The organism is Rhizobium sp. 01T437 (assembly GCF_056398505.1).
Genome location: NZ_JBFTPM010000008.1, coordinates 284,728 through 299,228 on the forward strand (window position 1 = coordinate 284,728; position 14,501 = coordinate 299,228).

15 protein-coding genes are annotated in these 14,501 nt (G+C 60.5%); 10 read left to right on the forward strand and 5 right to left on the reverse strand.

What is annotated here, in order from left to right; all coding sequences use genetic code 11:
• Nucleotides 1-84: 84 nt before the first annotated feature.
• Both AC1DM5_RS19165 and AC1DM5_RS19170 read right to left on the reverse strand, forming a co-directional pair.
• A complete protein-coding gene (locus AC1DM5_RS19165; protein WP_477822693.1) occupies nucleotides 85-1,302 on the reverse strand; it encodes an NAD(P)/FAD-dependent oxidoreductase in 1,218 nt (405 codons plus the stop codon).
• Nucleotides 1,303-1,388: 86 nt separating this feature from the next.
• Complete coding sequence (locus tag AC1DM5_RS19170; protein WP_477822692.1) at nucleotides 1,389-2,504, reverse strand: Gfo/Idh/MocA family protein; 1,116 nt, start codon at nucleotides 2,502-2,504, stop codon at nucleotides 1,389-1,391.
• 207 nt (nucleotides 2,505-2,711) lie between these two features.
• Here AC1DM5_RS19170 and AC1DM5_RS19175 point away from each other — a divergent pair, with 207 nt between their 5' ends.
• The 8 genes from AC1DM5_RS19175 (at nucleotide 2,712) to AC1DM5_RS19210 (ending at nucleotide 10,748) form a co-directional block, all read left to right on the forward strand.
• Entirely contained in the window at nucleotides 2,712-3,584 is an 873-nt protein-coding gene (locus tag AC1DM5_RS19175; protein WP_439014480.1) for a MurR/RpiR family transcriptional regulator, read from the forward strand.
• A gap of 93 nt (nucleotides 3,585-3,677) precedes the next feature.
• The gene (locus AC1DM5_RS19180) at nucleotides 3,678-5,612 is read left to right on the forward strand and encodes a bifunctional 5-dehydro-2-deoxygluconokinase/5-dehydro-2-deoxyphosphogluconate aldolase (RefSeq protein WP_477822691.1); all 1,935 of its coding nucleotides are present in this window, start codon (nucleotides 3,678-3,680) and stop codon (nucleotides 5,610-5,612) included.
• Between the two features lie 24 nt (nucleotides 5,613-5,636).
• Nucleotides 5,637-7,487: a 3D-(3,5/4)-trihydroxycyclohexane-1,2-dione acylhydrolase (decyclizing) gene (iolD, locus tag AC1DM5_RS19185; protein ID WP_477822690.1), complete on the forward strand. Its 1,851-nt coding sequence runs from the start codon at nucleotides 5,637-5,639 to the stop codon at nucleotides 7,485-7,487.
• 65 nt (nucleotides 7,488-7,552) lie between these two features.
• A complete protein-coding gene (gene iolE, locus AC1DM5_RS19190) occupies nucleotides 7,553-8,470 on the forward strand; it encodes a myo-inosose-2 dehydratase (protein ID WP_477822689.1) in 918 nt (305 codons plus the stop codon).
• A gap of 16 nt (nucleotides 8,471-8,486) precedes the next feature.
• Nucleotides 8,487-9,284: a 5-deoxy-glucuronate isomerase gene (gene iolB, locus AC1DM5_RS19195; RefSeq protein ID WP_007821653.1), complete on the forward strand. Its 798-nt coding sequence runs from the start codon at nucleotides 8,487-8,489 to the stop codon at nucleotides 9,282-9,284.
• Nucleotides 9,285-9,375: 91 nt separating this feature from the next.
• A complete protein-coding gene (locus AC1DM5_RS19200) occupies nucleotides 9,376-9,621 on the forward strand; it encodes a DUF1127 domain-containing protein (RefSeq protein WP_477822688.1) in 246 nt (81 codons plus the stop codon).
• A 49-nt stretch (nucleotides 9,622-9,670) separates the two neighbouring features.
• A complete protein-coding gene (locus tag AC1DM5_RS19205) occupies nucleotides 9,671-10,504 on the forward strand; it encodes a helix-turn-helix transcriptional regulator (protein WP_477822687.1) in 834 nt (277 codons plus the stop codon).
• A gap of 88 nt (nucleotides 10,505-10,592) precedes the next feature.
• The gene (locus AC1DM5_RS19210; RefSeq protein ID WP_477822686.1) at nucleotides 10,593-10,748 is read left to right on the forward strand and encodes a hypothetical protein; all 156 of its coding nucleotides are present in this window, start codon (nucleotides 10,593-10,595) and stop codon (nucleotides 10,746-10,748) included.
• A 91-nt stretch (nucleotides 10,749-10,839) separates the two neighbouring features.
• Here AC1DM5_RS19210 and AC1DM5_RS19215 read toward each other — a convergent pair whose 3' ends face one another.
• Entirely contained in the window at nucleotides 10,840-12,207 is a 1,368-nt protein-coding gene (locus AC1DM5_RS19215; RefSeq protein ID WP_477822685.1) for an MATE family efflux transporter, read from the reverse strand.
• Nucleotides 12,208-12,244: 37 nt separating this feature from the next.
• Nucleotides 12,245-12,685, reverse strand: a complete 441-nt coding sequence (locus AC1DM5_RS19220) for a glyoxalase superfamily protein (protein WP_477822704.1) — start codon at nucleotides 12,683-12,685, stop codon at nucleotides 12,245-12,247.
• Between the two features lie 369 nt (nucleotides 12,686-13,054).
• Here AC1DM5_RS19220 and AC1DM5_RS19225 point away from each other — a divergent pair, with 369 nt between their 5' ends.
• Nucleotides 13,055-13,393 carry a hypothetical protein gene (locus AC1DM5_RS19225; protein ID WP_112544807.1) on the forward strand — a complete coding sequence of 113 codons (339 nt, stop codon included), beginning with the start codon at nucleotides 13,055-13,057 and terminating at the stop codon, nucleotides 13,391-13,393.
• A gap of 72 nt (nucleotides 13,394-13,465) precedes the next feature.
• On the opposite strand, the gene AC1DM5_RS19230 is transcribed toward AC1DM5_RS19225, so the two are convergent.
• Nucleotides 13,466-13,912 carry a baeRF12 domain-containing protein gene (locus tag AC1DM5_RS19230; RefSeq protein WP_477822684.1) on the reverse strand — a complete coding sequence of 149 codons (447 nt, stop codon included), beginning with the start codon at nucleotides 13,910-13,912 and terminating at the stop codon, nucleotides 13,466-13,468.
• Nucleotides 13,913-14,068: 156 nt separating this feature from the next.
• Here AC1DM5_RS19230 and AC1DM5_RS19235 point away from each other — a divergent pair, with 156 nt between their 5' ends.
• Nucleotides 14,069-14,470 carry a DUF2177 family protein gene (locus tag AC1DM5_RS19235; protein WP_477822683.1) on the forward strand — a complete coding sequence of 134 codons (402 nt, stop codon included), beginning with the start codon at nucleotides 14,069-14,071 and terminating at the stop codon, nucleotides 14,468-14,470.
• Nucleotides 14,471-14,501 lie beyond the last annotated feature (31 nt).

The following is a 14,501-nucleotide window of genomic DNA, read 5'->3' on the forward strand; positions in this document are numbered from 1 at the left end:
CACGGCCTTTATAAAGCCGGCAAACGTGATGACGACAGCTCAAAACAGAGATCGCCTGCCGAGCGCTTTACGCCGGGCTTAACCTCAGGCCAGCAACTGCTTCAGATCGGCTGCAGGATCGGCCAGAATTGCCCGGTCGGGGTTGATGCCTGATTCCAGCATCTTCTTGCCTGTCACATAGGCCTTTGCATCATTGATGGCGTCGACGGCAATCAGCCTGCCTTCGCGGAAATACCAGACGGAGCTTGCCCCCTCGCGTGCGCCGGGGCGCAGCAACGTATCGTCATAGCCCATATTGAAGCCGGCAATCTGCAGCTTCACATCATACTGATCCGACCAGAACCAGGGCTTCGGATCATAGGGTTCGTTGCCGCCGGCGATGACAGCGGCGGCGGCATCCGCCTGATCGACGGCGTTCTGCACCGATTCGAGCCGGATGCGGCCGCCCTGCCAGGGCAGGCTCGCGCAATCGCCGGCCGCAAAGATCGACGGGTCGGATGTGCGGGCGAATTCGTCGACGATAATTCCGTTACCGACTTCAAGCCCTGCGTCCTTCGCCAGAAGGTCGTTCGGCACCACGCCGATGCCGACGATGACGAAATCCACGTCGATGGTGCTGCCGTCGGAAAGTTCGGCGCCGATCACCCGGCCATCCTTGCCGATCAGATGCTTCAGGCCGGTCTTTTCGCGAATCGTCACATCATGGCTCTTATGGATCGCGCGCATGATGTCGGCGGTTTCCTTCGCTGCGACACGCTGCAGGATCCGGTCGGCCATCTCGATGACAGTCACCTCAAGACCGAGATGGCGGGCGACGGCCGCAGCCTCGAGGCCGATATAACCGCCACCAATGATGAGCACACGGCGGCCGGGCCGCATTTCCCCTGCCAGCAAATCGGCGTCACGCTTGTCGCGGGCGACATAGACGCCTTCCAGATCGCCACCGATCGCCGCCGGCAGGCGGCGGGGCGTGGAGCCCGTCACAAGTGCCAGCGTGCCATAGTCGAGAACGGAGCCATCCTGCAGCAGGACCTGCTGCGTATCGCGCTTGATCTGCTCGGCCCAGGTCGAGAGACGGATCTCGACATTATTGTCTGGGTACCAATGCTCGGGACGGAACAGTAGGCGGTCGAAGGCCATCTCTCCGAGCAGATACTTCTTCGACAGCGGCGGGCGCTGGTAGGGAAGCACGTCTTCGGCGCCAATCAGCGTGATCGGACGCGCATCCTTCAGCGCACGCAGCTTGGCTGCCAATGCGAAGCCTGCCTGCCCCGCGCCGATGATCACCAGTCTATCCGTCACGATGTCACTCCCGAATATCAGCTCTTCCACAGGGACAAGGCCTATCCCCTGCCCCAAACGCCGTCAACGGAAGCGAGGCCATTGCCTCAGCCGATCTCGATCCAGCGGCGCTCATGGAAGGACTGTGCCATGGCATGAACCGACTTCTCTATCCTGAGACCGTCTTCGAATGTCACGATAGACGCCGGCTCTCCGGAAATCGCTCGGATCAGCTCGCGGCATTCGATAATCTTGAGATCGTTGAAGCCGAGGCCGTGGCCGGGCGCCGGAATGAAGCGATCATAGGGATGATGGGCGGGAGCCGCCAGTATCTTGCGGAAGCCCTGCTCAGAGCCTCGTCCTTCGGCCTGATAGAGCTCGAATTCGTTCATGCGCTCCTGATCATAGAGAATAGAGCCCTTCGAGCCGTAGATCTGCAGCGCGATGCGGCCCTTGCGGCCCCAGGCGGCGCGGTTTGCCATCAGCACGGCGGAGATACCGCCGCCGAGGCGCATCAAGACATTGGCCGCATCGTGATTCTCGACCGCGCGTCTGCCGCCTTCCTTCTGAGGACGGTCAGCATAGGGTTTGACCATATCCGTGGTGACGGCCTCGACATGGCCGAAGAGATACCAGAGCAGCGACAGCGGATGGACGGCGAAATCGTCGAGCGCGCCGTAACCGGCCGACAGCTCGCTCTTCCAGTAGAAGAGTACGTCGGGATCGGCCATGAAATCCTCGTCCATTTCGACGCGGATATGATTGACGGAGCCGATCGCGCCTTCGCCGATCTGCGTCTTGATATGCCGCATGATCGGGTTCTGGATATAGTTGTAGCCAAGCACAGCGACCTTGCCGGACTGCCTGGCGATCTGAAGCATACGCTCGGCATCGGCATAAGCGGGCGCCATCGGCTTTTCACACCAGACATGTTTGCCGGCCTGCAGGGCAGCGATCGCCATTTGGGCATGGAACTGGTTGGGCGTGGTGACAGAGACGACATCCACTTCAGGATCGGCAATCAGCGCCCGCCAATCGGCCGTTGCTTTCTCGAAACCGAATTCGGCGGCGCGGGCGCTTGCGAGCTCTGCATTCGCCTCTGCAAGATGCACGAGGCGCGGGCGCTCGACATCGCCAAAGACCGTTTTCACTGCATTCCATGCCAGCGCATGGCACTTGCCCATATAACCGGTGCCGATCAAACCTATGCCGAGTGGCTTCATGTTAGGGTCTCCTCCTCAAATCCGGAGAATTTTTGGAATATTTGGACCATTTTGACAAGCACGTCCTGATGCATCATTTCGCCTCGCCTTGTCGAAAACTGTCTAAAACCCTTCATTTTCAGCCTATTAAAAACAATTAGGCGGCTTCGAGGAAATCGTTTATGCTCCGAAATATGGAATATTTGTTTCATCTTCTGAGCTGTCAGCATGGATAGTGACCCCCAAAGAGCGCGTGTGCCGCGCGATTTCGAAAGCCTGCGCAGTACGATCATCGAGCGCAAGGCGAGCATGCCGAAGCGGTTGGCGCAGGTTGCCGCCTTTGCTCTTGGCAATCCCGACGAGATCGCCTTCGGCACGACGGCGAGCATTGCCGCAGCCTCCGATGTGCAGCCGTCCACGCTGGTGCGCCTCGCCCATCACCTCGGCTATGAGGGCTTCTCCGATCTCCAGAGCATTTTTCGCGAGCGATTGCGCGACCGGACGCTAAGCTATGAGGAACGCCTCGTCACGCTGGAACAGTCCGGCGGGGATGACGAGGATGCGACCTTGCTTTCCGGCTTCATTTCGGCGGCCAGCCAATCCGTGAACCGGCTTGCGGCGACGGTGCAGACGGACACTTTTGCCAAGGCTGTCGATATCCTGGCGGCGGCGGAGACCATCTATCTTATCGCCAAGCGGCGCTCTTATCCGCTGACGGCGCATATGACCTATGCCTTTTCCAAGCTGAACATCCGCCATCAGATCGTTGCCTCACCGAACGGCGTCGATCCGGAGATGGTGCAATTCGCCACGCCGCGCGATGCGGCGATTGCGGCGAGCTTTTCGCCCTATGCCGCCGACAGCCTCACCCAGAGCCAGGAACTTGCCGATCGCGGCGTGCCGGTCATTGCGATCACCGATTCGGCCTTTTCGCCGCTGGCGGCCTGCGCGACTCATTGGTTCGAGGTAGCGGAGGCTGATTTCGGCGGTTTTCGTTCACTCTCGGCCTCGATGGCGCTCACCATGGCGCTGCCGGTTGCCATTGCCGAGCGGCGGCGCAAGTTACAGCATTCAAAACCCGTAAAGACCAAAATGGAATAAACATTCCGAATTGACAAAGAGACGGAACCGATGTTTCATTATTCAAAATTCGCGGGCGTTCCAGGCCGCGTAAAAATCTAGCGGGAGGACATCATGGTACAATCGAATCCGGGCTCACAGCCGGAGCCGACCCTCGACGTAATCACCATCGGTCGCTCATCCGTCGATCTTTACGGCCAGCAGATCGGTTCGCGGCTGGAAGACATCGGCTCGTTTGCGAAGTCCGTCGGCGGCTGCCCCGCTAATATCGCGATCGGCACGGCGCGGCTCGGGCTGAAATCGGCATTGATCACCCGCGTCGGCGACGAGCAGATGGGGCGCTTCATCATCGAACAGTCGGCGCGTGAAGGTGTCGAGACCAAGGGCATCAAGACCGACAAGGATCGGCTGACGGCGCTGGTGCTGCTGGCGGTAGAGGCTGAAGGCGTCTCGCCGATGATCTTCTATCGTTCCGACTGCGCCGACATGGCGCTCGACGAAGGCGATATCGATGAGGACTTCATCAAGTCGTCGCGCGCCGTGCTCGTCTCGGGCACGCATTTCTCCCGGCCGAATACCGAGGCAGCACAGCGAAAGGCAATCCGGATTGCCAAGGCCAATGGCCGCAAGGTGATCTTCGATATCGACTACCGGCCGAATCTCTGGGGCCTTGCCGGCCATGCCGAGGGTTTCGAGCGTTATGTGAAGTCTGACCGCGTGTCCTCGAAGATGAAGGAGACGCTGCCGGATTGCGATCTGATCGTCGGCACGGAAGAGGAAATCCTGATTGCATCGGGCGCGGATGACGTACTCGGTGCGCTCAAGGAGATTCGTCGCCTTTCACCGGCGACCATCGTTTTGAAGCGCGGGGCGATGGGCTGCATCGTCTATGACGGCCCGATCAGCGACAATCTGGAAGACGGCATCATCGGTCAGGGCTTCCCGATCGAGGTGTTCAACGTACTTGGCGCGGGCGATGCCTTTATGTCCGGCCTGCTGCGCGGCTGGCTGAAGGATGAGCCCCTGAAGACCTGTGCCACCTGGGCGAACGCCTGCGGCGCCTTTGCCGTTTCCCGCCTGCTCTGCTCGCCGGAATATCCGACCTGGGCGGAGCTCGACTTCTTCCTGAAGAACGGCAGCAAACACCGCGCGCTGCGCAAGGACGAGGCGATCAACCACATTCACTGGGCCTCCACCCGCAAGGGCGCAGTCCCGCTTCTGATGGCGCTTGCCATCGATCACCGTTCGCAATTGACCAGCGTCTGCGACGAGCTCGGCGTCGACTACAAGCAGATCGTCGCCTTCAAGCGGCTGGCGGTGGAAGCAGCCTCCCGCGTCGCAGATGGGCGGCAGGGCTATGGCATGCTGATCGACGAGCGCTTCGGACGCGATGCCTTCTTCGATGCCGCCACGAAGGATTTCACCTGGATCGGCCGGCCGGTAGAGCTTCCGGGCTCCAAGCCGCTGCGCTTCGAATTCAGCCAGGATATCGGCTCGCAGCTGGTGGAATGGCCGCTCGACCATTGCATCAAGTGCCTGTGCTTCTACCATCCCGACGATCCGGCAGCGCTGAAGAGCGAGCAGCAGGAGAAGCTGCGCACGCTCTTTGAAGCCGCGCGCAAGGTCGGACGCGAACTGCTGGTCGAGATCATCTCCAGCAAGAACGGACCGCTGACCGACGATACGGTTTCGACGGCGCTGGAAGAGCTCTATGCGCTCGGTATCAAGCCCGACTGGTGGAAGCTGGAGCCGCAGGCCTCAACCGGGGCCTGGAAGAAGATCGATGCAGTGATTGCCAAAAATGATCCATGGTGCCGCGGTATCGTGCTGCTGGGGCTCGAGGCTCCCGCCGACGAACTGTTGAAGGGTTTCGAGGCCACACTGGCTGCTCCCTCGGTCAAGGGCTTTGCGGTTGGCCGCACGATCTTTGCCGATGCCGCACGCGGATGGCTTTCGGGCAAGATCAACGACGAGGAAGCGATCGCCGATATGGCAGGCCGCTTCAAACAATTGACAGAGGCCTGGCTGAAAACGCGTGGCCTCAATTAAGAGAGTGAATTTGGGAGGCGCCTGATGGGCAAGACGGTAAGATTGACGATGGCGCAAGCCGTCGCGCATTTCCTTAAAGTACAGATGACTATCGTCGACGGCAAAAAGGTGCCGATCTTCGGCGGCGTCTGGGCGATTTTCGGCCATGGCAATGTCGCCGGCATGGGTGAAGCGCTCTACCAGGTGCGCCAGGAACTACCGACCTATCGCGCGCACAACGAACAGGGCATGGCACATGCGGCGATCGCCTATGCCAAGGCGAGCTTCCGCCAGCGCTTCATGGCCTGCACGACCTCGATCGGCCCCGGCGCGCTGAACATGGTGACGGCGGCCGGTGTGGCGCATGTCAACCGCATCCCGGTGCTCTTCCTGCCCGGCGATATCTTCGCCAATCGCGCGCCCGATCCGGTGCTGCAGCAGATCGAGGATTTCGGCGACGGCACGGTGTCAGCCAATGACGCCTTCCGCCCGGTCTCGCGCTATTTCGACCGCATCACCCGGCCGGAGCAGATCATCACGGCACTGAAGCGCGCCATGCAGGTGCTGACCGATCCGCTCGATTGCGGCCCTGTGACGCTGTCGCTCTGCCAGGACGTTCAGGCGGAAGCCTTCGATTACCCGGAGAGCCTGTTTGAGGAAAAGGTCTGGACGGTGCGCCGTCCGCAGCCGGATGCCGACGAGCTTACCAATGCCATTGCGCTGATCAAGGCATCGCAGAAACCTGTCATCGTCGCCGGCGGCGGCGTCCTCTATTCGCAGGCGACGAAGGAGCTTGCGGCCTTTGCGGAAGCGCATGGCGTTCCCGTCGTGGTCACACAGGCCGGCAAGTCGGCGATCGACGAGCGTCATCCTCTGGCGCTCGGTTCCGTCGGCGTGACAGGCACATCGGCTGCCAATGCGATTGCCGAGGAAACCGATCTGGTGATTGCCGTCGGCACGCGCTGCCAGGATTTCACCACCGGTTCCTGGGCGCTCTTCAAGAATGAAGGTTTCAAGCTGCTCAGCCTGAACATCGCAGCCTATGACGCCCTGAAGCATGACAGCCATCCGCTGGTCGCCGATGCGCGCGAGGGACTGAAGGCACTCTCGGCCGGTCTCTCTGGCTGGAAGGCGCCTGCGGCGCTTGCCGAGAAGGCAACCAAGGAAAAGAATGTCTGGATGGAGGCTGCCGCGAAGGCTATGGGCACTACCAATGCCGCCCTGCCCTCCGACGCTCAGGTCATCGGTGCCGTGGTTCGTTCCATCGGTGGCGAGAAGACGACGCTGCTATGTGCGGCGGGCGGCCTGCCGGGCGAGTTGCACAAGCTGTGGCCGGCCACCGTTCCCGGCAGCTACCACATGGAATACGGCTTCTCCTGCATGGGCTACGAGATTGCCGGCGGCCTCGGCGCCAAGATGGCGCATCCGGAAAAGGACGTCGTCGTCATGGTCGGCGACGGTTCCTACATGATGATGAACTCCGAGCTTGCGACCTCGGTCATGCTCGGCCTCAAGCTCAATATCGTGCTGCTCGACAACAGAGGCTATGGCTGCATCAACCGCCTGCAGATGGCGACCGGTGGCGCCAACTTCAACAACCTGTTGAAGGACTCCTATCATGAGGTAATGCCCGAGATCGATTTCCGTGCGCATGCGGAAGCGATGGGCGCCATTGCGGTGAAGGTTTCCTCCATCGCCGAGCTGGAACAGGCGATCGCCGATTCGAAGAAGAACGACCGTACCTCGGTCTTCGTCATCGATACCGACCCGCTGATCACGACGGATGCCGGCGGCCACTGGTGGGATGTCGCGGTGCCGGAAGTCAGCCCGCGCGGCGAGGTCAACAAGGCCCACGAGGCCTATGTCAAGGCACGCGCCGCCCAGCGCGTCGGTTGATCGGATTGCTTTCATTTTCTGGAGGAGCGGAAGCGCTCCTCCGCACTATTTTAAGGAGACTATCGATGAAGGCCAAACTCGGCATGTCGCCCATCGCATGGTGGAACGACGATCTTCCTGAACTCAGCGACGACGTGTCCCTCGAAGAATGCCTGCGGCAATCCCGCACCGCCGGCTTTACTGGTATGGAGCAGGGTCGCCGGTTCCCGAGCAACCCTGAGGAGATGCTGCCCATTCTGCGCGCTGCCGACGTGACGCTCTGCGGCGGCTGGTTCTCGGGTACGCTGGTCAACGAGGAGCTTGCGGCCAACAAGGACCGCATTGCGCCGATGATCGAACTGTTCAAGGCGGTCAATGCGCCCTGCATCGTCTATGGCGAAGTCGGCCGCTCGATCCAGGGCGATCGTTCCAAGCCGCTCGCGACCAAGCCGCGTCTTGCCGATGACGAGATGAAGGCCTATGCGCGCCGCGTCACCGAATTTGGCGAATGGTGCGCCGATCAGGGCATGCCGCTTTCCTATCACCACCACATGGCGGCCGTCGTCGAGACCGAGCCGGAACTCGATGCCTTCATGAAGAATTCGGGTGCCGGCATTCCGCTGCTGCTCGATGCCGGGCATCTGGCCTTTGCCGGCGGCGACGTGCTGCGTGCCATCGACAATCACCACGCCCGCATCAACCATGTGCACGTCAAAGATATCCGGAAGTCCGTTGTCGACGGGCTGGATCGCAGCAAGCAATCCTTCCTCGATGCTGTGGCGCTCGGCGCCTTCACCGTGCCGGGCGACGGCTCGCTCGATTTCGGCGCCATCGTCAAGCGGTTCGCCGATTACGGTTATGAGGGCTGGTTCGTCGTCGAGGCCGAGCAGGATCCGCGCAAGGCGCCGCCGCAGAAGATGGCGGAGATCGGCCATGCGGAATTGATGCGCGTCATGACGGCGGCTGGTTATACGGTGGAGACGGAAGGTTTCCCGAAGGGATAACGGAGGAGAAACACCAATGCCAAACCTCAAGGTAAAACCGTCAGGCAAGACCGGCCGCGTCACGCATGTGACGCCCGAAAGCGCCGGCTGGACCTATGTCGGCTTCGACATGTACCGCCTGAAGCCGGGCGAGACGGCCTCGGGCGAGACGGGCGAACGTGAGGTCTGCCTCGTCTGGGTGAGCGGCAAGGGCAAGGCTTCGGCCGGCACCAGGGATTTCGGCACGCTCGGCGAGCGCATGAGCCCCTTCGACGGCGCGCCGCATGCTCTCTATATACCGATGGAATCGACTTGGTCGGTGACGGCCGAGACCGATCTCGAGCTTGCTGTCTGCTCCGCACCCGGCGGCGGTACCTATGAGGCGAAGGCCATTCCGCCCGGCACGCACCCGCCGGTGACGCGCGGCAAGGGCACGAATGTGCGCCACGTCAACAACATCATGCCGGAGGATGACAGCTCGGCGCATTCGTTGCTCGTCGTCGAGGTCATCACGCCTGGCGGTCATACCTCCTCCTATCCGCCGCACAAGCATGATCAGGATAATCTTCCGCATGAGAGCATGCTGGAAGAAACCTATTATCACCGCCTCAACCCGCCGCAGGGTTTCGGCTTTCAGCGCGTCTATACGGACGACCGCTCGCTCGATGAGGCGATGGCCATCGAAGACGGCGATGTGACGCTGGTGCCGAAGGGCTATCACCCGTGCGCGGCGACGCATGGCTATGATCTCTATTATCTCAATGTCATGGCCGGGCCGAAGCGTGTCTGGAAATTCTACAATGCGCCGGAACATGAGTGGCTGCTGAAGGCCTGAACCGGCCGCAGATCGCTAAATAATCTGACAGCGGGCGAGCCGCGCAAATGGTTCAATCCTCCCATTCAAACGCAATGGATGGAGGAACACCATGCGCGGCTCAAGCCTTACCGTTTACTCTCAGACCGCTCGCCGGACAGAAATCAGGCAATCCCGTCTTCTTGCCAAACTCCTTGATGGTTTGCGCTGGTTGGCGCGCAAGATTGTCGAGCAGCGCAATCGCAGCGCCGTCATGGAACTGTCCGACGATCAGCTTAAAGATATCGGTCTTTCCCGCGGCCAGATCGAAAGCGACGTGCATATCTCAAGCCACTACTGGAACAACAAAGGATTGTGATAGGCTGGTGCGGCGGGTGATGCTCGCCGCCCGAATTCCGGAAAGAACGATGTCGCAATTTTCGACCGCATTGCTCTTGAAGACGAAGACCGTCACGATCCGTGACATCGTCTGCAATGGCGAATGCCGTCATAAGGGCGACGAGGAATGCGCCCACAAGACCAGTCTCGTCTATCCCTATCGCGGCGTCTTCATGCGCCATGTCGGGCGCAACGACACTGTCGCGGAAGCCAATCAGGTGTTGTTCTTCAATGCCGGACAAGGCTACCGCATCAGCCATCCGGTCGATGGCGGTGATGCCTGCATCGATCTGTCTATCGACGAATCCCTGCTTGCCGAGCTTGCGCCCAGGGATCAGGTACAGGCCGGCGAGTTATTCGGCTTCAAACGCCAGCGCCGGCGTGTCGATCCGCGCGCGCAGGCGCTTGTCGCCCTTCTGCGCCATGGCCTTCGCCGCAACGTTGCCGAGACATTGGAGGCGGAAACGCTGGCGCTGACGCTCGTGCGCCGCTCGCTCGGCGAGCGCACCTCGCATGCGGCGGGTGCCAGCGCTGGACGGCAGAAGCTTGTCGATCGGGCAAAGCTCGTTCTCTCCTCCGATCTTGCCCGGCGGTGGACGCTGGCGGAAATCGCCACCGAAGTCGGCGTTTCGCCTGTCTATCTCACGCAGGTTTTCCAGCAGGTGGAGGCGACGCCGCTCTACCGCTATCAGCTTCGGCTTCGCCTTGCCCGTGCGCTCGATCTGCTCGGTGAGTATGAGGATCTGACTGCGCTCGGCCTCGATCTCGGCTTTTCCAGCCACAGCCATTTCACCTCATCCTTCCGCCAGGCCTATGGCCAGACGCCGGCAGAGTTCCAGCGCGCAACGCGGCTGCGGGCGTAAAGTCGCTAAAGAATTCGACAGCGACGAAAGGGCCAGCAGTGGTCTTATGATCCTACCCCAGACGGGGACCCAACCGGAGGATTACAAGATGAAGAAGACCACATGCGCTGCCTGCGACTGTGAACTCGGGCCTGATGCCATCAGCGTCAAGCTTGGCGGCAAGACCGTCGAGGTTTGCTGCGAGGAATGCGCGCAGGCGCTGGGGGAAGCGGAGGCTGCTACACCCGCAGCCGCCAAGGATTGAAAACAAGGCCGCGCCCCCAAAAGGCGTGGCCTTCTTTTACGCAATTCCGGATACAAGACCGCTGCACAGTTTTGCTGGAATTGCTTTGTCTTCAAGCGGGCAGCAGGCCATAACGCCAGCCGAGCCGCCTGGCATTACGGGCAAGCACGGCAAAGGCCAGCAGGAACATGCAGGCTTCGGCAAAGACCGGCACCATCCAGATACCCATCTCCCCGAAAGCATGCGGCAGCAGGAAAGTCAGCGGCAGCGTGAAGAGATAGGCGCGCGACAGGCCGAAGATCGCCGCACGCTTGGCATCACCGATCGCCTGGAAATAGCCTGACAGCACCATCATCTGCCCGAACAGGAAATAGGCGCCGACCGTCCATGGCAGGATGCGGGAGACCTCGGCAATGACGACCGGGTCGGCGACGAAGACGTGGCCGAGGCGGGTCGCCAGCAATTCCACCGTGATCTCTACGCCGGTGCAGTAGACGAGGGCTGCGATCAGGGCAATCTGAAGGCTGCGGCCGACGCGTTCGGAAAGGCCTGCACCATAATTGTTGCCGCAGATCGTCTGGAAGGCGATGTTGAGGCCGAGCAGCGGCAGGTAGGCGACAGTCATGACACGGGTGATGATGCCGTAGGCGCCGATGGTTGCGACATAATCGCCCTCGCCCCAGATCGACAGGTTGAAGATGACGGCTGCCGAGCAGAGCGAGATACCGATAAAGCCGAGGCTCATCGGCGCACCAAGCGCCAGGATCGGCCGCCAATCCGAAAGCGGAAAGCGGGATGCCGGACGAAGTGCGCGCTCATTGCGCCAGCGGTAGATCAGCACGGCAACGAGGCAGATCGCCTGTGCCAGCACGGAACCCAATGCCGAGCCGGCCACACCCCATTGCAGGATCGCCATGAAGAACCAGTTGGCGGCGATGTTGAGTGCGGTGGCGGCGAGCATCACCATGGTCATGAAGCCGATCCGGCCTTCGCTGCGCAGGGCGTCGATATTGAGCGACAGGAAGAAGGCGATGGGCGCGGCACCGACCATGATACCCATGAAGGTGCGGGCATTTTCGGCTACTGTGAGGTCACCACCTGCCGCATTTGCGACGACGTGCCAGCCGACGGTCCAGTAGATCACGTTGATGACAAGCACCACCACGATTGCCAGCACATGGGCAGCCGCGAAGGTGCGCCGGGCGGCATCGCGATTGCCGCCGCCAAGCTCGCGGGCAAGGATGCTTGCCATGCCGTTCGAGACGAGCGACTGCAGGGCAACGAGCATCATCAGGCCAGGGAAAATCAGGGTAACGGCTGACAGTGCGCCAGCGCCGACATAGGCGCCGAGGAAATAGGCGTCCACCACGGCGAATAGGCCGTTGATGGTAGTGATCATAATGATCGGCAGCGCCGTGCGTGCAAAAACGGCAAGCAGCGGGCCGGTCAGAAAGGCATTGGTTTCAGAACTCGAGGTCATGGACGGAATCCGGGTGTTGCGGGCAACGATTTGGCGATCAGATATCGAGAACGAGATGCGGCAGACCGTTCGATGTCTTGCGCGGTGAAACGCCGTTCTCGTCGATCTGGGCGTGGATGCGCTGGCGGAAGGCCGAGAAGCTCTCGAAGGTCACGACATCGACAGGCTCATCGAAATGAATTGTGACCCTGTAGAACTCGCTGCCTGCGATAGCCGAAAGCGCCAGAACCTTGCCGGTGAAGGGCTGGTTCAGGTAACGTCCGCGAATGTGGGCGCCGACGAAGATCGGCGAGGTAGGCTTGTCATTGGGCTTGGCTGCAAGGGCCGACAGCGTGTTCCAGTCGCGGGCACCATATTGGCGGGCGATCAGTTCGAGAGCGGCGGCATGGCTCATCTCGCTGCCGCGCTCAGTCATGGCCTGGCGCAGGCGCTTTGCCTGGGCCTTCAGTTCGTCGACCGGTGGATAGGTCCCAGTCATGGGTATACGAGTCATGGGTTCAGCCTTTCAAAGGCATGCCATTCGACTGTCAGGGGGGCTCGCATTGCCGTCAGTCAGCATGCACAGGGGCTGTGACCATGATCGCGAGGGCTTCACCATGGATCTTCATCCGCGAGCGGCCGGTGCCTCGAACCGGCTTTTCTATGCGCGACGACAGACGCCAAGTCAAGATCGGCACACATCTGGTGAAAAAATGGGCAGATTCTGGACAGTATCGGCGACAATAAAAGCGTTATGCCGTTAGATTTTGCACAAGCTTTCAATTTTAAAGATATTGTTCAGCAGATGTGAGCAATCCTGCGTTAAAGTCTGATCATACAACAAGCGGAGGCTGACATGGCCTTTCAGATGCACCTCGACACAGAACATCCCAAGCCCGAACAGGCTTACAGAGAATTCAACCTCGATCGGCCCGGCAACATTATCTTCGTCGGCCATCACCTCAGCACCGGCACGCAAGTCCGCTGCCTGATCCGCACCATCACGCTCGCCGGCGCGCTGCTGGAAGTCAGCCCCAGCCTGGAAATGCCGCAGAATTTCTTCCTGGAAATCCTCGGCATCCATGACGAGATCGGCGCGACCGTGGTCAAGCGCGAAGACGAGTTCGTGACCATCAGCTTCAACATGCTGCTGAATCCCGAATTCCTGCATCACGTGCTGCGGCTGAGCTTCGAAACCAGCCTCTGATTTTCAGCCTTCTCCGCATAAGAAAACGCGGGCCATACGACCCGCGTTTCGAACAGCGATGGTTTATCGCGATCAAGCGGCGAGGTGCCGCTCGATCTGGTCGATTGGCAGATTGGTGTAATCCTTCGCCACTTCGGCCGAGATCGCTGCCTGCGCATCGGCGCTGAGATTGGGCCGCAGCGTACCGAGCGCGCGCGGCGGTGCCACCAGAACGATGCGGCTTGCCTCCTTCTCATGCACGAGCTCATCGAGCTTTACGGCAACTTCCTTCAGGAAGTCGGCTTCGGCCTGGTCCTGCCAGTTGGTCTCCTCCATGGCGCTTCCGCTCAGTCCGTCAGGCGCGTAAGAGCGCCCTGGCTTGTCTGTGCCGAGTTCACGGTCAGGCTGGCTGGGCTGCGTGAGCGTTTCGCGGACCTGGAGATTCATCAGTTCCGCATCGCCAGCATTCTGCAGGATCAGGGCTTTCGCTCCATCGCAGACAACGACCCAGGATTCCCAGGGGACTTTGACATCAGTCATTTGATTTCCTCGCTTTCATGATTGGAAGCAGCGTACCGCTTGAGGAAAAACGCCCGGCAATTGAAAGAGTTCGGGAAAAATCTGCGGAAAGAGAATCAACGGCGATCCGGAGGGCAGGCCATGGCGTAAAAGGGACAAAGCGGGAGATCAAAGACGATGAAGACAGCGCTTGTCGCCTATGCCGGTTGCCTTCTGACCCTTGCCGTCATCGACGCAATATGGCTCGGCATCGTCGCCCGCACCTTCTATCGCGATCAGCTGGGCGAGCTGATGCTGCCCTCGCCGAACCTTGCCATCGCGGCGCTTTTCTATCTGCTCTTCACGGTTGCAATTGTCATACTTGCGGTTTTGCCTGGGCTTTCCAGCGGCTCGATCGGCACGGCGCTGCTCTATGGTGCCATTTTGGGACTGGCGGCTTACGGCACCTACGACATCACTAATTTGTCGACACTGAAGAACTGGCCGCTCGCCATGAGCCTTGTAGATATGGTCTGGGGAACCTTTCTGACGGCACTTAGTGCTGCGGGGGGCTATTGCGCGGCAAGATTGCTGGCCTGAGCGCCGATGGTTTATTCCCAAGAGGGCACAA